Origin of the sequence: Paenibacillus thailandensis (assembly GCF_042685365.1) — a bacterium.
Classification (GTDB): Bacteria; Bacillota; Bacilli; order Paenibacillales; family Paenibacillaceae; genus Paenibacillus_AP; species Paenibacillus_AP thailandensis.
The window spans coordinates 251,708-271,349 of record NZ_JBHUMY010000007.1 but is presented as its reverse complement, the minus strand read 5'-3'; the positions used below and the strand labels follow the sequence as shown (position 1 = coordinate 271,349).

Annotated in this window: 18 protein-coding genes; 10 read left to right on the top strand and 8 right to left on the bottom strand. The window is 56.1% G+C overall.

Annotation, left to right across the window (positions count from 1 at the left end; translation table 11 throughout):
• Positions 1-279 precede the first annotated feature (279 nt).
• The 3 genes from ACFSW5_RS08930 to ACFSW5_RS08920 are packed head-to-tail and all read right to left on the bottom strand — an operon-like array spanning position 280 to position 3,122.
• The gene (locus ACFSW5_RS08930) at positions 280-1,077 is read right to left on the bottom strand and encodes an ABC transporter ATP-binding protein (RefSeq protein ID WP_379271619.1); all 798 of its coding nucleotides are present in this window, start codon (positions 1,075-1,077) and stop codon (positions 280-282) included.
• A gap of 18 nt (positions 1,078-1,095) precedes the next feature.
• Positions 1,096-2,142 (bottom strand): FecCD family ABC transporter permease, encoded by a 1,047-nt coding sequence (locus tag ACFSW5_RS08925; RefSeq protein ID WP_379271616.1) that lies wholly within the window; start codon positions 2,140-2,142, stop codon positions 1,096-1,098.
• Positions 2,139-3,122, bottom strand: coding sequence for a FecCD family ABC transporter permease (locus tag ACFSW5_RS08920; protein WP_379271614.1), 984 nt, complete (start codon positions 3,120-3,122; stop codon positions 2,139-2,141). Before ACFSW5_RS08920 ends, ACFSW5_RS08925 begins: the two co-directional genes overlap by 4 nt.
• A 205-nt stretch (positions 3,123-3,327) precedes the next feature.
• Here ACFSW5_RS08920 and ACFSW5_RS08915 point away from each other — a divergent pair, with 205 nt between their 5' ends.
• The 4 genes from ACFSW5_RS08915 to ACFSW5_RS08900 all read left to right on the top strand — a co-directional run bounded on the left by ACFSW5_RS08915 (position 3,328) and on the right by ACFSW5_RS08900 (position 7,376).
• Entirely contained in the window at positions 3,328-4,359 is a 1,032-nt protein-coding gene (locus ACFSW5_RS08915; RefSeq protein ID WP_379271610.1) for an ABC transporter substrate-binding protein, read from the top strand.
• A gap of 224 nt (positions 4,360-4,583) precedes the next feature.
• Positions 4,584-5,558, top strand: a complete 975-nt coding sequence (locus ACFSW5_RS08910; RefSeq protein WP_379271607.1) for a CapA family protein — start codon at positions 4,584-4,586, stop codon at positions 5,556-5,558.
• Positions 5,559-5,863: 305 nt separating this feature from the next.
• Positions 5,864-6,355: a hypothetical protein gene (locus ACFSW5_RS08905; RefSeq protein ID WP_379271605.1), complete on the top strand. Its 492-nt coding sequence runs from the start codon at positions 5,864-5,866 to the stop codon at positions 6,353-6,355.
• A 115-nt stretch (positions 6,356-6,470) separates the two neighbouring features.
• A complete protein-coding gene (locus tag ACFSW5_RS08900) occupies positions 6,471-7,376 on the top strand; it encodes a DUF72 domain-containing protein (RefSeq protein ID WP_379271603.1) in 906 nt (301 codons plus the stop codon).
• Between the two features lie 134 nt (positions 7,377-7,510).
• Here ACFSW5_RS08900 and ACFSW5_RS08895 read toward each other — a convergent pair whose 3' ends face one another.
• Entirely contained in the window at positions 7,511-8,818 is a 1,308-nt protein-coding gene (locus ACFSW5_RS08895) for a CitMHS family transporter (RefSeq protein WP_379271601.1), read from the bottom strand.
• A gap of 241 nt (positions 8,819-9,059) precedes the next feature.
• On the opposite strand from ACFSW5_RS08895, the gene ACFSW5_RS08890 reads away from it, so the two are divergent.
• The 5 genes from ACFSW5_RS08890 to ACFSW5_RS08870 all read left to right on the top strand — a co-directional run bounded on the left by ACFSW5_RS08890 (position 9,060) and on the right by ACFSW5_RS08870 (position 15,004).
• Positions 9,060-10,724, top strand: a complete 1,665-nt coding sequence (locus tag ACFSW5_RS08890; RefSeq protein WP_379271598.1) for an ATP-binding protein — start codon at positions 9,060-9,062, stop codon at positions 10,722-10,724.
• Positions 10,684-11,397, top strand: a complete 714-nt coding sequence (locus ACFSW5_RS08885) for a response regulator (protein ID WP_379271596.1) — start codon at positions 10,684-10,686, stop codon at positions 11,395-11,397. Before ACFSW5_RS08890 ends, ACFSW5_RS08885 begins: the two co-directional genes overlap by 41 nt.
• A 256-nt stretch (positions 11,398-11,653) precedes the next feature.
• Positions 11,654-12,694, top strand: a complete 1,041-nt coding sequence (gap, locus tag ACFSW5_RS08880; protein WP_379271592.1) for a type I glyceraldehyde-3-phosphate dehydrogenase — start codon at positions 11,654-11,656, stop codon at positions 12,692-12,694.
• A 30-nt stretch (positions 12,695-12,724) separates the two neighbouring features.
• Positions 12,725-14,311: a phosphoenolpyruvate carboxykinase (ATP) gene (pckA, locus tag ACFSW5_RS08875; protein WP_379271590.1), complete on the top strand. Its 1,587-nt coding sequence runs from the start codon at positions 12,725-12,727 to the stop codon at positions 14,309-14,311.
• 108 nt (positions 14,312-14,419) lie between these two features.
• The gene (locus tag ACFSW5_RS08870; RefSeq protein WP_379271588.1) at positions 14,420-15,004 is read left to right on the top strand and encodes a dienelactone hydrolase family protein; all 585 of its coding nucleotides are present in this window, start codon (positions 14,420-14,422) and stop codon (positions 15,002-15,004) included.
• A gap of 109 nt (positions 15,005-15,113) precedes the next feature.
• Here the strand turns inward: ACFSW5_RS08870 and ACFSW5_RS08865 are convergent, their stop codons facing one another.
• Positions 15,114-16,097, bottom strand: coding sequence for an aldo/keto reductase (locus tag ACFSW5_RS08865; protein ID WP_379271586.1), 984 nt, complete (start codon positions 16,095-16,097; stop codon positions 15,114-15,116).
• Between the two features lie 146 nt (positions 16,098-16,243).
• Positions 16,244-16,981, bottom strand: coding sequence for an SDR family oxidoreductase (locus ACFSW5_RS08860; RefSeq protein WP_379271583.1), 738 nt, complete (start codon positions 16,979-16,981; stop codon positions 16,244-16,246).
• 167 nt (positions 16,982-17,148) lie between these two features.
• Here ACFSW5_RS08860 and ACFSW5_RS08855 point away from each other — a divergent pair, with 167 nt between their 5' ends.
• A complete protein-coding gene (locus tag ACFSW5_RS08855) occupies positions 17,149-18,072 on the top strand; it encodes an AraC family transcriptional regulator (protein ID WP_379271581.1) in 924 nt (307 codons plus the stop codon).
• An 88-nt stretch (positions 18,073-18,160) separates the two neighbouring features.
• Here the strand turns inward: ACFSW5_RS08855 and ACFSW5_RS08850 are convergent, their stop codons facing one another.
• Together ACFSW5_RS08850 and ACFSW5_RS08845 are read right to left on the bottom strand one after the other, a co-directional pair.
• Complete coding sequence (locus ACFSW5_RS08850; RefSeq protein ID WP_379271578.1) at positions 18,161-19,072, bottom strand: NAD(P)/FAD-dependent oxidoreductase; 912 nt, start codon at positions 19,070-19,072, stop codon at positions 18,161-18,163.
• 90 nt (positions 19,073-19,162) lie between these two features.
• On the bottom strand, positions 19,163-19,561 hold the full coding sequence (locus ACFSW5_RS08845; protein ID WP_379271576.1) for an Rrf2 family transcriptional regulator: 399 nt from the start codon (positions 19,559-19,561) through the stop codon (positions 19,163-19,165).
• Positions 19,562-19,642 lie beyond the last annotated feature (81 nt).

Below are 19,642 nucleotides of genomic sequence, written 5' to 3'. Positions count from 1 at the left end.
GAGGTGCAATAATGCACCCGATGGATGCCCGGACGGCACCGGAGCGCCGCACGAGGTGCAAAAGTGCACCACGTGGGTACCCGAACGGCGCCGGAGCGCCGCACGAGGTGCAAAAGTGCACCCGATGGGTACCGGGCCGGCACGGGAGCGCCGCACGAGGTGCAAAAGTGCACCCGATGGGTACCGGGCCGGCACCGGAGCGCCGCATAAGGTGCAAAAGTGCACCACGTGGGTACCCGGACGGCGCCGGAGCGCCCAAACAAAAAAGGCCGCGGCCGTTCACTTGGAACGGATGCGGCCTTTGCCGTGCGGCACGCACAGCGGAGTGCCGAACAGCGGGTCGGCGATAATTTCGCACTCCAGCTGGAACACGTCGGCTATCAGCTTCGCGTCGACGATTTCCTCGGGCGCCCCTTGCGCCCGGATGCGCCCGCCCTGAATCGCGACGATATGGTCCGCGTACCGGCAGGCGAGATTAATGTCGTGCAGCACCATGACGACGGTGCGGCCTTCCCGGCGGTTCAGCTCGTACAGCAGATCGAGCACCTCGATCTGGTGGGCCATGTCCAAATAAGTCGTAGGCTCGTCCAGCAAAATAAGCGGCGTCTGCTGGGCCAGCGTCATCGCGATCCACGCCCGCTGCCGTTGGCCGCCGGAGAGAGAATCGACTTCGCGGTCCTTCAGCTCGCTCATTCCCGTCGATTCGAGCGCCGCCGCCACGGCGGCTTCGTCTTCCTTGGACCATTGCTTCAGCCAGCTTTGGTACGGATAACGCCCCTGCTTGACCAGCTCCAGCACCTTCAGTCCCTCCGGAGCGGTTGGTCCTTGCGGCAAAATCGCCAGCTTGCGGGCGACTTCCTTGGCGGGCATGCCCATCATGTCCGCCCCGTCCAAGACGACCGAGCCGTGCTGCGGCTTCAGCAGACGGGCCATCGAACGCAGCAGCGTCGATTTGCCGCAGCCGTTGCTGCCGATCAGCACCGTTATTTTTTGTTGCGGGACGACCAGATCCAAATTTTCGAATATATAGGCGCCTCCGTAAGACAGCCCCAGTCCCTTCGCCTCAAGCAGGCTCATTCGTTATTCCTCCCGTCGCTAGCTTCGGTTTCGGTTGCGGTAAAGCTGATAGATGAAGAACGGCGCACCGATAGCCGCGGTCAAGACGCCGGCCGGCACGTCCCTCGGCAGGAACGCCGTACGGGCGACAAGGTCGGCCAGCAGCAAAATAATCGCGCCGAGCAATGCGCTGACCGGCAGCAAAGCGCCGAACGAGGCGCCGACGAGCTTGCGCGCCATGTGCGGCGCCATAAGCCCGATAAAAGCGATCGCTCCGCCGATGGAGACGGCCGCTCCGGCAAGCGCGACGCTTAGCGCCAGCAGCACGAAACGCTGCAGCTGAACGCGGGAGCCGGCGCTCGTCGCGACGTCGTCGCCGAGCAGCTGGATGTTCAGATGGCGGGCCTGCAGCCAAGTGACCGGCAGCAGGACGCATACCCACGGCAGCAGCGTCAGCACGTCGTCTTCCCAGGAGGCGCCGTAGATGGTCCCCGTCATAAACGTAAGCGACCGTTCGGCGAGCTGCAGCGGCCCCGCGATAATCAGCATGTATGAGATCGACTTGACCGCGGCCGAGACGCCGATGCCGATCAGCACGAGCCTTAGCGGCGTCACGCCGCGTTTCCAAGCGAGAACGTACAGCAAAGCGGTAATCGCAAAAGCGCCCAGCATCGAAGCGAAAGGCATCCAGGCGATCGGGACCGTGCCCGCGAACATAAAGATGAAAAGAACGGCGCCAAGCGAAGCGCCTTCGGTAATGCCGGTAACGTCCGGGGAAGCGAGCGGGTTGCGGATGATGCCCTGCAGCACGGCGCCCGCCGCGGCAAGCGAAGCGCCGACCAGAACGGCCGTAATGACCCGGGGCAGCCGCAGCTTCGTCACGATGACCTGATTCATCGGATCCGCTTGACCGAATATGGCTTTGACGACTTGCAGCGGCGATACGAATTGGCTGCCGATTCCGGTGGACACGATCATCGCCGCAAGGCAAAGCAGGAGCAGCAGGAATGCGATCCATACCGCTCTTTTTTCTATAAGAAAGGAAAAGGTGGCGTTCGCTGAACGGAGCGACCGGTATTTGCTCATGTTTGCTGTCTGCCTTTCCTAGCGATATAAACGAAGAACGGCACGCCGACAACCGCGGTCGCGACGCCGACGGGCACTTCCTTCGGCATGGCGATGTACCGGGAGGCCAGATCGGCCGATACGAGCAGCAGCCCGCCCAGCACGGCGCAATACGGCAACACCCAGCGGAGGTCTCTGCCGACGAGATGCCGGACGACATGAGGCACGATAATGCCGACGAAAGCGATCGGCCCGGCCGCCGCCACGGAAGAGCCGCCCAGCAAAATAATCGATACGGCGGCCGCGAGCTTAACGGCGGCCGCCCGCTGGCCAAGCCCTTGCGCAACGTCGTCGCCCATAGCCAGCACGTTCAGATGGCGCGAGAGCAGCAGGGCGATCGCCATGCCGATGGCCATATACGGGAGAACGGCGGTAAGCTGGCCCATCTCCCGGCCCGCGACCGAGCCGACCAGCCAGACGAGCACTTGGTCGAACATTTTGCCGTCGGACAGCATCAGCCCTTGCGTCAAGGAGCTGAAAAAAGCCGTCATCGCGGCGCCCGCGAGCGTAATTTTGACCGGCGTCATCCCGTCTCTGCCGATGCTTCCCAGCATAAAGACGATGCAGCCGCCGACGGCGGCCCCGAGCAGCCCGACCCATGTCGACGCCTGCAGGCCGCTTAACCCGAGCCATCCGGTAGCCAGCACGATGAAAAAAGCGGCGCCGGCGTTCACGCCAAGCGTACTGGGCGAAGCGATCGGATTGCGCGTAATGACCTGCATGACGCAGCCGGCAACCGCCAAGGAAGCGCCGACGGCGGCGGCGATAAAGGCGCGCGGGACTCTTGCCGTTTGGATGATAAGATGTTCATTGCTGCCGTCGAATCGGACGAAAGATTGCCAGACGTCCGCCAGCGGGATGTCCGTGACGCCGAATGCGATGCTGCACATGACGGCCGCAGCAAGCGCGAATATCGAAACGAGCAGCCCGATTGTCCGCATGTTGGTCTCCTCTATCTTTTCATTAAAATGTTTTCGAGCCAGCTTCAAAGCTACATTCTGAATTTTAGTAGAGGTTAGATAGGGTGTCAAACATTTTTTGATAATCATTCTCAATTTTTGCTTGACTTTATCGAGTCGACGTTTTATATTTTGAAAGTGCTGTTTGATAATCATTATCAATTTAATATACATAGGGGGACTAGAAATGGTAAAAAGAAACCATCAACAATCAAAAAGCCGCATCGGCTGGTGGGGTGCGCTGCTTCTCGTGATGGCGATCGCTTTGACGGGCTGCGGAAGCAACGGCTCGAACAACGTATCCGCGGATAACGGCGCCGCGCCCGCTTCGGAAAGCCCGGCGGCTTCGCCGGCTCAATCGGACAGCGGCACGCGCGTCGTGAAGCATGCGATGGGCGAAGCGACAATTACCGGCACGCCGCAGAAGGTCGTCGTTCTTACGAACGAAGGGACGGAAGCGCTGCTTGCGCTTGGCGTGAAGCCGGTCGGCGCCGTCAAATCGTGGACGGGAGATCCTTGGTACGATCACATTAAGGATCAGATGGAGGGCGTAACGGTCGTCGGCGAAGAAAGCCAGCCGAACATCGAGCTGATCGCCGGGCTGCAGCCGGATCTCATTATCGGCAACAAGATGCGCCAAGAGAAAGTGTACGAGGAGCTGAGTGCAATCGCTCCGACGGTGATGGCCGAAGATTTGCGCGGCGACTGGCAGGTCAACTTCAAGCTGTACGCCGAGGCGCTCGGCAAAACGGCCGAAGGCGAGCAGCTGATGAAGGCGTACAACGACCGCATCGCGGACTTCAAATCGAAGGCGGGCGACAAGCTGAACAAGACGGTGTCGGTCGTCCGGTTTATGGCCGGCAAGACGCGCGTGTACCATACGGACACGTTCTCGGGCGTTATTTTTGACCAGATCGGCATTGCCCGCACCGAAATGACGAAAAACGCCAAGGACAAATTCGTCGACGAAATTACGAAGGAACGGCTGCCGGAAGCGGATGCCGACATCCTGTTCTACTTCACGTACGAAACGGGCGACGGCAAAGCGAACGCGACGGAGCAAGAGTGGGTGAACGATCCGTTGTGGCAGAACTTGAACGCCGTGAAGAGCGGCAACGCCCATAAAGTGGACGACGCGATCTGGAATACGGCCGGAGGCATTCTGGCGGCCAACCTGATGCTCGATCAGCTTTACGATTTTTACGAAATTGAGAAATAAGCCGTTATGACGGAATGAAGAAGCCATCCCAAGTCATCGTTGACTTAAGGATGGCTTTTTTTCTAATGCGGCAAAGAAGAGGCCCCGGTCGATTGGCCGCGGCCTCCGCGTCGTTTGACAGAGGTTCGCCGCATGACGGTCCGAAGCCCTTTTTGTTCGATTGCCCATGGCAACCGCCCTTCCATAAGAATACGCTGTAAGCATCATGACGGGGAGGGCTGCTCTTGTCAACCATTACGATTGCTGCAGTCGGGGATTTATTGATGAAGAAGGCCGTTATCGAATCGGCGCGGGAAGGCGGCGGGCGTTACGATTTTGCGCCTTTGTTCGCCAAGGCCGCTCCTTTGCTGCGCAAAGCGGATATTGCGATCGGCAATTTGGAGACGACGTTGTCCGGACCGGACTGGCTGCAAGGCGAGCCGGACGTTCCTTCAAGCTACGACCGGATTAACAAAAGAACGGGGTATCCGCAGTTCAGCTGTCCCGACGCGCTTGCCCCCGCGCTGAAACGATCCGGCTTCGACGTGCTCACGACGGCGAACAATCATTGCATGGACGGCGGCGCCCAAGGGTTGCGGCGTACGCTCCGCGTATTGGACCGGAACGGGTTGAAGCATACGGGAACGTACCGTTCCGCCGCGGAATCGAAGCGTTTGCTCGTTACCGAAGCCAAAGGGATAAAGGTCGGCATTTTGTCGTATACGTACGGGACCAATAAGATGCCGGTCGCAAGCTCGTGGATGGTGAACCGCATCGACCGCGGCAAAATCGTCGCCGATATCGCCAGATTAAGAAAACAGACGGATCTCATCGTCGTCTGTATGCACTTCGGCCGGGAGTTCGTTCGGACGCCGAACGCGAGACAGAAGAACCTCGTCGAACTGCTGTTCAACCAAGGCGCGGATATCGTGCTCGGCGCGCATCCGCACGTCGTTCAGCCCTTCATCAAGCGGAGGACGAAGGATGTTTATGGACAGGTCAAAACAAGAACGGCCGTATATTCGCTCGGAAATTTCATTTCCAGCCGGCTGTGGCGCAACGACTATACGATGCGGGGGCTTATTTTTGAAGTGACGGTCCGCAAGGATCGCGGCGGGAAGGCCGAGGTCGCCGGCGTAAGGGCCATCCCGACGGAAACCCGCCGACAGCGCAAAAACGGCAGAACGCGGCTCGTTGTCGTACCTCAAGTGCCGGGCTGATGGCTGATGCCGAGCCATTGTCCTGCGGGCAATCTGACGGAGACGCTTCAAGCGCATGAGGCCGGCAAATAACGCCATCCGCGTCGCATCGCCGGGGAGCTGTCCGCAGCTCCCGGGCTAAATCCGATTCCGGTTCCAAGTTTATAGCGCCAAGTCTATCGTTTCGAACGGTATAGGCATAGAATGCAAGCGAGGTCATATCATTATTGTAAGCGTTATCATTTTTCTGGGAATAATGTATCGCATTGGTTTCGACTGGGCCGTATCATTTAGACGCGATTGATTGCGAATCGGAGGTGCAACGAATGGGGACGCGTTTATGGCTGGAAGAAGCGGTTAAGGAGCGGTTTCCGCAATTAAGATATGTGCGCGTTCGTACGAGCGGCCGGCATCGTGCGGTTATCTACGCCTGGGACGGCGATTTGCGGCTGACCGACAAGGATGCCGCGGCGTTAAGAAGATATGCGATCGGCGGGTTTTCTCATTATATTTGCTTCAGCGTAGAGCCGTACGACCGCGTTCCGGCGGAAGGCGGCACGAATCCGGACGTTCCGGAACCGCTTAAGGCCGCGGCGCTTCGTCCGGAGCTCAACCAGGACGATATTTTCGCCATGCTTGGCTCCTTGTTTCCGGGGATCGGCGTCGCTTTCAACCGGTACGATGAAATAACGGGCACGGTCTATATTCATGTTTACGGCCACGGCGTTATTACGCCGGACGACAAAAGGAAGCTGGAGCGGTATGCGGAGGAGCTTATTCCGGTAGGATCGACGGCTAAGCTGATATTTTTTGAGTAAGCTTCGATCTCATGGAGTTGTGGCCGGGCATCGATTTATAGTAAAGTAACGTTGTTTATAGATACAAAATGTGGCGAAAAAATGGCAGCTAAAACCCGAAGGAGGTGGGCGAAGGATGGCTATTCATATCGGACTGGCCGGTTGGGGCGATCACGAAAGGTTATACCCTCCGGGGCTGAAAGCAAAGGACCGGCTGCGGGAGTACGCAAACCACTTTACGGTGGTGGAGGTGGATAGCAGCTTTTACGCGATACAGCCTCCCGAGCGTTTTGCCAAATGGGTGGAGGAGACGCCGGCTTCGCTCCGTTTTGTCGTAAAAGCGTATCAGGGCATGACGGGTCATCAGCGCGGGCCGGCCGCAGCCGCCCAATCGGCAGAGCCAGGCCCGATGTTCGAGGCGTTCCGGGAGTCGCTTGCGCCGGTTATCGCTGCGGGCAGGCTGAAGGCCGCATTGTTCCAATATCCGCCCTGGTTCGATTGCACGCGCGAGCATGTCGCGCTTCTCCGGGAAACGAAGCAGAGGATGGAAGGCATTCCGTGCGCGCTGGAGTTTCGGCATCAAAGCTGGTTTGCGAAGGAATACCGGAGCAAGACGCTGCAATTTATGGAGCGGGAAGGCTGGATCCATAGCGTCTGCGACGAGCCGCAAGCCGGAGCGGGCTCGATCCCGACGGTGCTGGAAGCGACCAGCCCGGAGATGACGCTGGTCCGTTTCCACGGGCGGAACGCGGCCGGCTGGAATCAAGGCGGAGCGGCCAATTGGCGCGACGTCCGGTATTTGTACCGCTACAGCACGGAGGAATTGACCGAGTGGCTCGGCCGGCTGCGGGAGCTGGAACGGCAAAGCGCGGAGGTCGACGTCATATTCAACAACAACTCGGGCGGCGACGCCGCGGATAACGCCAAGGAGATGATGGCGCTGCTCGGGCAGCGGCGCCCGGATGGCGGCGACCCGATGGAGCCGCTGCCGGAACCGAAGGCCCCCGAAGTCGAGCAGCTCGATTTGTTTGGGGATATTTAAATAAGAATACAGTTCTATAACGGATGAGTATGCAATGGATATCCCTTATGCGATGTTCATCCATGGGATTAATAAAGGATATAAAATATGTAAAAGGGAGACGCCACCATTGACGTGCTCCCTTTTCTCATTCCTCAGAAGCGGATAACGCCGAGGATCAAAGCCGTTACAAGCATGACGAGCGTCGTGCCGATCGCCCACTTCAGCGTGTAGCGCTGGTGATCGCCGAAGTTGACGCCGGCCAGGCCGACCAGCAAATACGTCGACGGAACGAGCGGGCTGAGCAAGTGAACGGGCTGGCCGAGCAGCGAAGCGATGCCCATTTGCGCGGGATCGATCCCGTAATTGCTTGCCGCCTCCGAAAGCAAAGGCAGAATGCCGAAGTAATAAGCGTCGTTCGACATAAAGAAGGTAAGCGGCATGCTCGTAATCGCCGTAATGACCGGCAGATGCGGACCAAGCGACTCGGGCACCATGTCCACCATCGTTTGGGCCATCGCGTCGACCATCCCCGTACCGCTCAGAATCCCCGTGAATATACCGGCGGCGAAAATCATCGCCGCTACGTTCAACGCGTTTCCGGCATGGGCGGCGATCCGTTCCTTCTGCTGCTCCAGTTTCGGATAATTGATCATCAGCGCAAGCGCAAACGCGATCATGAAAAGAACCTCAAGCGGTATCTTATCGATGATCAATCCCGCCATCAAAGCGACCGTAAGCGCAAAGTTCAGCCAAATGAGCCGCGGCCGCTTGTAGTCCGGTACCTCGACAGCCGCCGAATTGCCGCCAAACGTTTGAAGATCCAGCGCCCCAAGGCTGTACATGCCGACGCCAAGCCGCTTGCGTTCCTTCCGTCCGATGATGTACGCGACCAAAATGACCCAGAAAGCGGCCACGACCATTCCCGGAATGACCGGAATAAACACCTGCGATACGTCCAGATGCAAGGCGCTGATCGCTCGTGCGGTCGGGCCGCCCCATGGCAGGATGTTCATCGCCCCGCCCGCCAGCATCGTTACAGCCGTCAGGATGAGCGGATTCATATTCAGCTTTTTGTAAAGCGGCAGCATTGCGGCGATAACGATCATATAAGTCGTGGAGCCGTCGCCGTCAAGCGAGACAAGAAGCGCAAGGATCGCCGTGCCCACCACGATTTTCAGCGGATCGCCCTTAACGGCTTTCAAAGTCAGGTTCACAAGCGGATCGAACAAGCCGGCGTCAATCATAATGCCGAAATATAAAATGCCGAAGATAAGCATGACGCCCGTCGGGGCGATCGATTCCACCCCATCCATCATCATGGAGCCGATCTCGTTTCCAAATCCGGCGATGAGTGCGAATAAGACGGGAATAAGAATAAGCGCTACAATGGCGGAAAGCCGTTTGGACATGATCAGGTACATAAATGTCACAACCATCAAAAAACCGAGCAGCGATAACATTTCGTTTACCTCCCTTATTCATCCTGCTCCACTGCAAATAAAACGGTTTCAGTAAGCGGTTTCAATCAGTATAAGAGAACCGCTTGAAGGCGCATAGTTTTCCCAAATTGTTCGCATTAATTTCATAAATGTCACGGATCGGCCGGTATGGAAGCGAATTCATCCGTTTGGTACAATAGACAAATCCAATCCTGCAATCCTAATCTTTACTTTAAGCCCATGTGTAAAAAGGAGACCGGCGATGCGACAAACGAGAAAACTACGGATCAGTCTGTTTACTCAAATTGCCCTCCTTATATCCGTCGCCGTTTTTGCAAGCTTGTGCCTCTTCTGGTCGGTCTTCTCGCTTACAGTCGATCAGCTCCTTGCCCGATATATCGGTCAACAGGCATTGACGGTCGCGAAAATGACGGCTCAAGATCCGAGGATTGCAGCCGCTTTTGAAGCGCCCGATCCGTCGGCCGTTATTCAGCCGATCGCGGAGGCTATTCGCAAGGAAACGGGAGCAAGTTATGTCGTCGTCGGGAACAAGGAAGGGATTCGTTACTCGCACCCCGATCCGGCCCGGATCGGCAAAAAAATGGAGGGCGGAGACAACGCCCCCGTTCTGAAAGGCGAATCCATTATTTCCGAAGCGGTAGGTTCGCTCGGACCGTCGCTGCGCGGTAAAACCCCCGTCCGGAACGGTGAAGGCGAGATCGTCGGCATTGTGTCCGTCGGCTTCCTGGTACAAACAGTCCACGATCTGGGCCGGTCTTATCAGAGCAGTCTTTATGGGGTAGCGATTTTGCTTGTCGTCTTGGGCTGCGCCGGCGCGTATTTGATCGCCCGCCGGGTGAAGACGCTTATCCTCGGCCTCGAACCGGAACAAATATCATTCCTGTACCGGCAGCGCGAAGCGGCGTTCGAGTCGATCCGCGACGCGATTGTCGCCGTCGATATGCAGCAGCAGGTGATCAATATGAACAAGCGGGCGCGCGAGCTGCTGGGCCCGCAGCGGGTAACCGTCGGCAGCAAGCTTTCCAATCCGAACTTGCAGACGGTTACGCGTGAAGCGCTCGAGTCGAGACAGGGCGTACAACAGGGGCGGGTTTTCCTCGGCGGCCGTCTTTACGCGTTGACGGCGATGCCGATTATTCAAGGGGGCGAAGCGATCGGAGTCGTGTTTACGATCTATACCGTATCCGAGATCGAGCGGCTTACCGACGAATTTTCCAAAATAAAAGCTTTCTCCGACAACATGCGTGCGCAAAACCATGAATATCTCAACAAATTGAATACCATTTACGGCTTGCTCGCTTTACGGCATTACGACAAAGCGATGGAGCTGATTACGGACGAAGTGAAGGAAAGGCAAGATGTTATCGCTTTTTTGGTCGCATCGGTGAAAGACCCGCTAATCGCGGCATGCCTGCTAGGCAAGATCAACAGGGCGAAAGAACTGAAGGCCGGACTTGTCATCGATCCGGACAGCCGGCTCTTGGAACTGCCCGAACACGTGGAGGCCAAGTCGCTCGTAACGATCATCGGCAATATTATCGACAACGGCCTTGAAGCGGCGTTGGAGCTGCGGAGCCATGAGGCCGAAGTCCGCGTTTCGTTTACCGATTTCGGGAACGATATTATTTTCGACATCGAGGATAACGGGCCCGGCATTCCGCAAGACAAGACCGGCGCGATCTTCGCCGACGGTTACTCCTCCAAGAAGGGAGGAAGCAGAGGGCTGGGGCTGGCGCTCGTAAAGCATGAGCTTGAAGCGCTTCGAGGCGCCATTTATATCGACAAAAGCCATACGGGCGGAGCGAGGTTTACCGTCGTGATCCCGAAATATCCGTCACAATCCCATCAGAAAGAAGGTATTCATCATGAATCCATCTCCGATTACGGTCATGATCGTGGAGGATGATCCGGTTGCGGCCAAAATCTATGAGCAATTTACGCGCAAACAGGAACGGTTCGCCGTCGTGGCTACCGCCTCCACCGGGGCTCAGGCGTTGGAGCTGCTGGAGGCGTACACGCCGAATCTGATTTTGCTGGATGTGTATTTGCCGGATATGAACGGGATCGACCTGCTTCGGATCGTGCGCCAAAAAAACGAAAAAATCGATGTCATCCTGATTACGGCGGCCAATGACACGGAGACGGTAAGCCAAGCGATTCACGGCGGGGCGTTCGGTTATTTCATCAAGCCGATAATGATCGACAAATTTCTGGCCGCTCTCTCCCAATACGCCGAAGCCTTCGAGCAGTTGAACCGGAAGACGACGATGGAGCAGGAAGAGGTCGACCGGTTATTCCGGCCAGTCGCCCGGACAGAGGGAGCCGTTTCGAAGCCTCAAGCGGAGGCGGCTCAGCTTCCGAAAGGCATCGACAAATTTACGTTAAAAACGATGAGAGAGGCGATCCGTTCGATCGGCAAACCGGTAGGTGCGGACGAAATGGCGGAGCTCGCCGGCACCAGCCATTCTACGGCAAGAAGATATTTGGAATATTTGGTATCGATCAACGAGGTAAATGTCGAAACCGTCTACGGCACGGTGGGCCGCCCGGAGCGAAAATACAGTTGGCATCTGCGATGATATCCGAGTTTCGCGGCTTCTTCGCCGGCCAACTTCCACGCTCCCTTTTATCCCTCGAAATAAAACACATCATACATGAAAATAGTGTACGCTATTTAATATCTATTCCCTCATCGTTTTGACCCTCTCCCAGCATCTTACGGACAATTTCCCCTCTTCATGAATTTTATGACCAAAATGCACATTATTTACTTTAATCTTGCATCAAATAATACACACTATATAATCAAATAAAACATATTATTTCTGGAGGGGAATGATATTGGGAATAGCCATTAGCGGAATGGGCAGAATCGGCAGACTTTTGGTTAGAAGCATGTTTGAAGAAGGCCGTCCGTACCGGGAATTGAAAGCGATCAATTCGATTTACCCGGTGGAGACGGTGGCTCATTTATTGCAGTACGACTCGGTGCACGGCCGATGGAACGCGGCGATCGACGTTCGAGACGGCCATCTGGTCATTAACGGACATGCCGTCTCGGTCGTCTATATGCGTGAGCCTCGAAACCTTCCATGGGGCGAACTCGGAGTATCGCTTGTCGTTGACGCAACGGGTAAATTCAATAACCGCGAAGGCGCTATGCAGCATTTGGAGGCAGGAGCGACGCAAGTCATTATTACGGCTCCCGGAAACGATATGGATCTTACCGTCGTCATGGGAGTGAACGACGGGATGTACGTTCCCGGGAAGCATCGGCTTCTGTCCGCCGCTTCTTGCACCACCAATTGCTTATCGCCCATCCTCGCCATACTTGACCGTTCGCTTCAAGTGGAGAGAGGCTGGATGACGACGGTCCATGCTTTCACGTCCGACCAGAATCATCTGGATAATCCTCACAAAGATTTGCGCAGAGCCCGCGCCTGCACGCAATCGATCGTGCCGACCACGACCGGCGTCGGCAAGGCAATAGCGGACGTTCTGCCGCATCTGGCTCCTCGCATTCAAGGGATTTCTTTGCGGGTGCCCACTCAAGACGTATCGCTTGTCGACCTGACGGTTACGGTATCGAAGGAAACAAGTGCGGAAGAGGTGCGGTCGCTGTTCCGCCAAGCGGCAGCCGGCGACTTCTCCCGGTATGTCGAATATTGCGAAGCCCCGCTTGTGTCTGTCGATTTCGTCGGCAATAACAAATCCGCGATCGTCGACGGATTGTCGATTTTGGCCTCGGGCCGCGAGGTTAAAGTGCTTGCCTGGTACGACAACGAATGGGGATACGCGAGCAGAGTCGTCGACCTGGTCCAACTCGTCAGCGATACAAACGCCGCTGAACGTGAAGTTAAGCCGGTGACGATCTAACGATTCCAATTGGAGAGGAGTCCATAACCTATGAATTCGCAAGTCCTTAACGCTGAAACGAATTTGCTCCGGCATGCCGGCATCGTCCATGATAATCTTTCTGCCCCGCGATTGATCGAGCTCGCTCTGGCCCGGGGGGAAGGTCGATTGACCTCTTCGGGCGCGCTGCAAGTATTGACCGGGAAATATACGGGACGTTCTCCGAAGGACAAATTCATCGTTGACGAGCCGGGTATCGCGGAGTCGGTACATTGGGGATCCGTCAACCGCCCGATCTCCGGGGAGCATTTTGTTAGGTTATATACGAAAGCGCAATCATACTTGAACGGCCGCGAAGCTTTCGTATTCGACGGATTCGCCGGGGCGGACCGCGAGCATCAGATGAAATTCCGCATCGTTACCGAAACGGCGTGGCACAACTTGTTTATGCGTCAGCTGTTGATTCGCCCGACGGCGGACAATCCGTTTGCCGGCCAGCCGGATTTTACGATCGTCGCCCTTCCCGGGCTTCAAGCCGATCCGGCAGTCGACGGAACGTCGAGCGAGACGTTTATCGTCATCTCGTTCGAGCGGAGGATCGTGCTCATCGGCGGGACGATGTATGCCGGCGAGATGAAAAAATCGGTGTTCAGCATCCTGAACGGCTTGATGCCGATGAGAGGCATGTTCCCGATGCATTGCTCCGCCAACATTGGAGAAGCGGGCGACGTAGCGCTGTTTTTCGGACTTTCCGGCACGGGCAAAACGACATTATCGGCCGACCCGGCCCGCCGGTTGATCGGCGACGACGAGCACGTATGGTCCGATAAGGGCGTATACAACATTGAAGGCGGCTGCTACGCAAAGTGCATCGGTCTTTCCGCCGGGAAGGAGCCGATGATTCGGGACGCTATCAGATACGGTACCGTTCTGGAAAATGTCGCCGTAGATGCCGTCTCCCGCATCCCGGACTATAACGATAACCGTCATACGGAAAATACGAGAGCCGCGTATCCCTTGGAGTATATTCCGAATGCCTTTGCCGGCGGCGCGGCCGGGCATCCGAACACGATCGTATTCCTGACCGCCGACGCGTTCGGCGTATTGCCCCCGGTGGCCAAATTAACGAAATCGCAAGCGATCTATCACTTCTTGTCGGGTTATACTTCGAAGCTTGCGGGCACCGAACGGGGAGTGACCGAGCCGGAAGCGACGTTCTCCGCCTGCTTCGGTGCGCCGTTCCTGCCGCTTCGTCCGAGCGTATACGCGGACTTATTGAGCGACAACATTTCGCGGCACAACGTCGACATTTACCTGATCAATACCGGTTGGATCGGCGGGCCGTACGGCGTGGGCGAGCGGATCGACTTGCCGTATACTCGCGCAATGGTTACCGCGGCGCTGGACGGAACGCTCAAGAATGTGCCTTATTCGAAGGACCCCGTGTTCGGACTTCATATTCCCGATTCGGTTCCGGGAGTTCCTTCCGATATTTTGCAGCCGATGAACGCTTGGACCGACAAATCCGGCTATATGGCTAAAGCCCGCGAATTGGCGTCGCGTTTTGTTGCTAATTTCCAAAAAAACATTAGCGGTGTCCCGGACGATGTCGAAGCCGCAGGCCCCGTATTGGCGTAAATTCTAGTCGTAAATAATAGCCCTCGAACGGCCGCAAGGTCGCTTGAGGGCTTTATTCGTTCATGTATAATAGAGAGCAATCGGGATGTCGAAGGAGCAAATGCGGACATGCTATTTATACCCAAACATTCGGACACGGCCATTATTGTTCTTCACGAAATTTATGGCGTGAACCGGCATATGCAATATATTTGCAAATTGCTTTCTGAAAATGATGTCGACGTCTATTGCCCCGATTTATTGGAACGGGAATGCTTTGATTACGCCGATGAATCGAAAGCCTACCTCCATTTCATCGAAAATGTGGGGTTTGAACAAGCTTCGTTGAAAGCAAACCGCTTATTATCGGATGTTAGGGAGAAGTACAAAAAGGTCTATTTGATCGGATTTAGCGTCGGCGCAACCGTTGCATGGCTGTGCGGCAAGGAAAAGCTTGTAGACGGAATCGTCGGCTATTACGGTTCCCGCATCCGCAATTATATGGACATATCGCCTCAATGCCGGGCGTTGCTCTTTTTTCCCGAGGAAGAAAAATCGTTTAACGTCAATGAATTGGCCGCTATGTTAGTAAAGAAGCCAAACGTGGAAGTACGGCAGTTCAGCGGACAACATGGATTTAGCGATCCGTTCTCCCCGAAATATAACGAACAATCGGCTGAGAAAGCCTTTAAGAAAGTGCTGGATTTCATTTAAATAGTCCGAAATCGCGTTTTTTTCTTCCTCACGGATGGACGGCGGTTCTTCAAAATGCGCCAAAAGAAGAGAGCCCGGGAAAGCCCCCGGCTCTCTTCTTTTGGATATCTTAATAAGCGCCGCGAATATGGGCTTGGACCTGCTCCTCGTAAAACTTTCGCAGCCGTTCGTGCTCTTCCGCACTGAACGGTTTTGCTTCCAGCACGCCGAGGTTGTCCTCGACCTGACGAACGTTCTTGAAGCCCGGAATGACACACGTAATTTCCTTGAAATCCAGCAGCCAGCGGAGCGCGGCGCGCGTCATGTTGCCGCGGCCTTCGGCAATCCAGCCAAGCTGGGACGCAAGCTCGACGCCTTTGGCGAACGGCAGCCCCGCGAATGTCTCGCCCACGTTGAACGCCGCGCCGTCGCGGTTGAAGTTCCGGTGGTCTTCCGCTTCGAATGTCGCATCCGCCGTAAATTTGCCGGTCAAGAGGCCGCTGGCGAGCGGCAGACGGACGAGCAGCCCGACGCCGCGTTCGCTTGCCCGGGGAAGAAGCTCCGCGATCGGCTTCTGCCGGAAGATGTTAAAAATAATTTGCAGCGCCTGAACGCCGGACTTCTCCAAGCAGAACAGCCCTTCCTCCACCGTTTCCACGCTGACGCCGTAGGCACGGATTTTGCCATCCTGCTGGAGCTTGTCCAGCACCTCGAACACAGCGCCCTGCTTCAATATCTCAAACGGTGCGCAGTGGATCTGATACAGGTCGATCGTTTCGCGCTCCAGCCGTTTCAGGCTGTCCTCGCACCACCGGCGAATCCGCTGCTCCGAGTAGGTCTGCGGGTCGTGGATATCTCCCTGGCGGCAAAATTTCGTAGCGATATGAATCTTGTCTTCCTTGCCCTTCGTGGCGCGTGCGAGCAGACGCTCGCTTTTGCCGTCGCCGTAAACGTCGGCCGTATCGAAAAAGTTAACGCCCTCATCCATCGCCTTGTCCAAAGCGCGAAGCGACTCGGCGTCGTCGGTCTGCCCCCATGAGCCTCCGATCGCCCATGTGCCGAAGCTGATTTCGCTCACCTGTAAGCCCGTTCTACCGAGCGGACGTTTGTTCATAATGCGCATCCTCCCTATTCGAGCAATGATTGATAACGACTGTATTGTAGCAAACGAAGGCGTGAACGCGCTATCATGAATTGGGATCGTCATGAACGGCGATCGGAGGACTATTCACTTGTGCAGTTTAGGACTCTTTAGCCGGATCAGATATAGCCGCCGTTGACGCGAATCGTTTGTCCCGTTATCCAGCGCGACTGTTCGCCGACGAGAAATTCGACGACGGAAGCGATATCGTCCGGCTCGCCGAGCCGTTGAAATGCGTTCATTACGCGAATCGAGTCAATCTGCTCCTGCGATTTGCCGGCAAAGAACAATTCCGTGCCCACGGGGCCGGGGGCGACGCAGTTGATCGTAATGTTTTTAGGCCCGAATTCTTTCGCGAGCTGACGGGTAATTTGTTCGACTGCGCCTTTCGTTGCGGCGTAAACGCTGTAGGCCGGGAACATGTGACCCGTCACGGAAGTCGAGAAGTTGACGATTGTTCCGCCGGGCTCCATATGCTTCATCGCTTGCTGACAGGCAAAATAAGTGCCTTTTACGTTAATGGCGAAATGCTTGTCGAAATCTTCCTCCGTCACATCCGAGAGTAGGGCGTTTTTCAGGAGGCCCGCGTTGTTGATCAGAATATCCACCTTGCCGAATGTGGCGATCGTTTCCGCGAACAATTTTTCGATGTCGCCGAGCTTGGCGATGTCCGCTTGCAGAGCGACAGCTTCCGAACCGAGCTGTTTAATCTCAGCCGCAACCTCGTCCGCTTTCGCGCGATTCGACGCATAATTCACAACCACTTTGGCGCCCGCCGCGCCCAGCCGCTTGGCAATTTCCCGGCCGATGCCGCGCGATGCGCCGGTTACGATCGCTACTTTATTTTTTAAGCTCATTTCCGATTCCCTCTTTCTTTTTTTCGTTTAACCGGTTCCGGCAGGTTCATTATACGTTCGCATCGTTTGACGCCGGTAACCCGATCGTGGTTGATTCTTGCCTAATCCTATCCTCATTGTTACAATCTGCTCATCTGAACTATACGGAGAACGAGGGAGCCGAGAATATGAGTCTGCGGATTATTCCCCCGGAAATCGCATCGCAACAAGAAGAGCTTGCCCGGCTGATTCAACGCCATGCGGCTGCGGACGGCACGCACGGAACGGCTGTGGGCGCGCTTCATTTTCTGCGGTCGTCCCGCGTTATGGAGCCGATTCATCGGGTTAGCAAACCTTCGATATGCGTCGTGGCGCAAGGGGCTAAAACCTCTGCATTGGGCGAAGAGCGGTATGTATACGATCCGTCCGCTTATCTGGTCACTTCCGTGCAGCTGCCGATTATCGGGAGGATTGTCGAGGCTTCGCCGGAAGCTCCGTTTCTGGGCCTCGAAATAACCTTTAACACGGATGATATCTTGAAAGTCGCGCAGAAAACCGATTCAATCGGGGATGGAGAGACGGGGCCGGGCATTATGGTCAATCCGACTACGCCTGAACTGCTTGATCCGATTATCAGGCTCGTCAAGCTTCTGGATAAGCCGGAGGACATTCCGTTCCTGGCGCCGCTTATCGTTCGGGAAATTTTGTACAGGGTGCTGCAGGGCGAGCCCGGGGCGTTAATGAAGCAATTTGCCGTTTCCGGCAGTTATGCGAACGGCGTCGCGAAGGCGATCCACCACATCAAACGGGATTACGACAAACCGATCTCGATTGAAGAGTTGGCGAAAGAGGTCAATTTAAGTCCGTCAGCTTTGCATAAGCATTTTAAAAAGGTAACGAACTTAAGTCCGCTGCAATATCAGAAGATGATCCGGCTGCAGGAGGCGCGCCGCCTGCTGCTTACGGAGGCTCTGAACGCGGCCGATGCCGGGTTCCGGGGCGGTTATGAAAGTCCTACCCAATTCAGCCGGGAGTACGCGCGCATGTTCGGGCGGCCGCCGATCAGCGACGTGAAGCAGATGCGCGATTCGATCAACGGATTTGAAATGTAGAAGGGAAGAATAAAGGAGCCGGTGCGCCGGCTCCTTTCCTTGATTTTAGTCTCGGGACTTAAGCTCGGCCGAAAAGAGAAGGGCTCTCTTAAATCGGCTTCCAATTCTCTTCGGTTACATCCGCGACGACGGCCATGGCCGCTTTGCTGCCCGAGGCTGCGGCGTAAATCAGCTGGGACGGCATCACATAAGCCGAATCGCCGGCCGCGTATACTCCGGCTGCGGTCGTTCTGCCCATCGCATCGGTAACGATCCCGCCGTTTTGCGCCGTCTCATAGCCCAGCGCTTCTTCGAACCGCGCATTGGGAAGCTGAGCCGGACCGATAAATCCTCCGCTTCGCTCAATTTCCGTGCCGTCCGAGAAAAGCACCCGTTCCAGCAAGCCGTTCCGCCCGGAAAAGGCGGCGACAGGAGTATCGACGATCCGAATGCCTCTGGATGCAAGCTGCCGCCGCTGCTCGTCATTCAGAATATCGGGGCGGCCGTTGGTGCAGACGACCACATCCCGGCTCCAATTGTAAAGCAGCTTCGCCGTATGGAACACGTTCGGATTTTCCGAGACGAGCGCAAGCGGCTGATCCCGCAGCTCCCAGCCGTCGCAGAACGGGCAATTGAAGAGGCTTGTGCCGTAAAAGTCGCGGACCCCCTCGATCTCGGGCAGCACTTCCTTCAGTCCGGCGGCCAGAATCACTCTGCGGGCCTCCACATGCTCGCCCGACGAAGTCCGAACGGAGAAGCCATGCTCCGTCTTCCGAATATCGGTGACCTCGGTCTCCCAATGCCGGACCGACGGGTACTTCAGCACCTCCTCGTAGGCCATGCGCCGAAACTCGGCCGGCTGAACCCCATCCCGCGTTATGAATCCGTGAGAGGCGTGAGTTACGGCGTTCCTCGGCTGGCTGTTGTCAAACAGGGCGACGTTCAATTTCGCTCTTCCGAGCACCAGCGCAGCGTTTAATCCCGCCGGCCCGCCGCCGACAATGGCACAATCGTAGTTCATAAGATCAATCCCTCCGTTTTGTTGTTTTAAAGACTTTATAGATACATGATATCTATAATTAATCAAAGCTTGGCATTGCCCTAACATACGCTAGGACAATGCGGCTTGATCGGCAACCTCGATCATTTTGGTGTTTTTCAGATGCCGCTCCATCGCTTTCTCGGCCTCGAGCATCACCTGATGGATCAGGCACTTTGAATCCTCGCTGCCGCAGCAATCAAACAGCGAAGCGGTACCCTCCACCGCATGAATGATGTCCAGAAAGGAAACATCCTCTTTTTTGCCCTTCAGACGGTATCCGCCGCCCGCTCCCGAAGCCGACTCAATCAGCCCCGCTTTAACCAGCTTCGTCAATATTTTCGAAAGGTAAGTCGGGGATAGGCCCTGCTTCTCGGCAAGCTGCTGAACGCCTACCGGTCTGTCCGGCGCAAAGGCGCATAAATAAAGCATCGTGTGGAGGGCATAATTCGTCGCTTTCGAATATTTCATGTTCCTCCGCCCCCAATTACGGACTTCATGAGTCTATAATAACCACAATGAAGCTTTCCAGTCAAGAGATGCGGATTTTGC

What these genes read in the sequence shown, in the direction of transcription:
- ACFSW5_RS08930 (WP_379271619.1), bottom strand. Translation starts at nt 1,077, where the DNA reads ATGAGCCTGCTTGAGGCGAAGGGACTGGGGCTGTCTTACGGAGGCGCC.
- ACFSW5_RS08925 (WP_379271616.1), bottom strand. Translation starts at nt 2,142, where the DNA reads ATGAGCAAATACCGGTCGCTCCGTTCAGCGAACGCCACCTTTTCCTTT.
- ACFSW5_RS08920 (WP_379271614.1), bottom strand. Translation starts at nt 3,122, where the DNA reads ATGCGGACAATCGGGCTGCTCGTTTCGATATTCGCGCTTGCTGCGGCC.
- ACFSW5_RS08915 (WP_379271610.1), top strand. Translation starts at nt 3,328, where the DNA reads ATGGTAAAAAGAAACCATCAACAATCAAAAAGCCGCATCGGCTGGTGG.
- ACFSW5_RS08905 (WP_379271605.1), top strand. Translation starts at nt 5,864, where the DNA reads ATGGGGACGCGTTTATGGCTGGAAGAAGCGGTTAAGGAGCGGTTTCCG.
- ACFSW5_RS08900 (WP_379271603.1), top strand. Translation starts at nt 6,471, where the DNA reads ATGGCTATTCATATCGGACTGGCCGGTTGGGGCGATCACGAAAGGTTA.
- ACFSW5_RS08895 (WP_379271601.1), bottom strand. Translation starts at nt 8,818, where the DNA reads ATGTTATCGCTGCTCGGTTTTTTGATGGTTGTGACATTTATGTACCTG.
- ACFSW5_RS08890 (WP_379271598.1), top strand. Translation starts at nt 9,060, where the DNA reads ATGCGACAAACGAGAAAACTACGGATCAGTCTGTTTACTCAAATTGCC.
- ACFSW5_RS08885 (WP_379271596.1), top strand. Translation starts at nt 10,684, where the DNA reads ATGAATCCATCTCCGATTACGGTCATGATCGTGGAGGATGATCCGGTT.
- gap (WP_379271592.1), top strand. Translation starts at nt 11,654, where the DNA reads ATGATATTGGGAATAGCCATTAGCGGAATGGGCAGAATCGGCAGACTT.
- pckA (WP_379271590.1), top strand. Translation starts at nt 12,725, where the DNA reads ATGAATTCGCAAGTCCTTAACGCTGAAACGAATTTGCTCCGGCATGCC.
- ACFSW5_RS08870 (WP_379271588.1), top strand. Translation starts at nt 14,420, where the DNA reads ATGCTATTTATACCCAAACATTCGGACACGGCCATTATTGTTCTTCAC.
- ACFSW5_RS08865 (WP_379271586.1), bottom strand. Translation starts at nt 16,097, where the DNA reads ATGAACAAACGTCCGCTCGGTAGAACGGGCTTACAGGTGAGCGAAATC.
- ACFSW5_RS08860 (WP_379271583.1), bottom strand. Translation starts at nt 16,981, where the DNA reads ATGAGCTTAAAAAATAAAGTAGCGATCGTAACCGGCGCATCGCGCGGC.
- ACFSW5_RS08855 (WP_379271581.1), top strand. Translation starts at nt 17,149, where the DNA reads ATGAGTCTGCGGATTATTCCCCCGGAAATCGCATCGCAACAAGAAGAG.
- ACFSW5_RS08850 (WP_379271578.1), bottom strand. Translation starts at nt 19,072, where the DNA reads ATGAACTACGATTGTGCCATTGTCGGCGGCGGGCCGGCGGGATTAAAC.
- ACFSW5_RS08845 (WP_379271576.1), bottom strand. Translation starts at nt 19,561, where the DNA reads ATGAAATATTCGAAAGCGACGAATTATGCCCTCCACACGATGCTTTAT.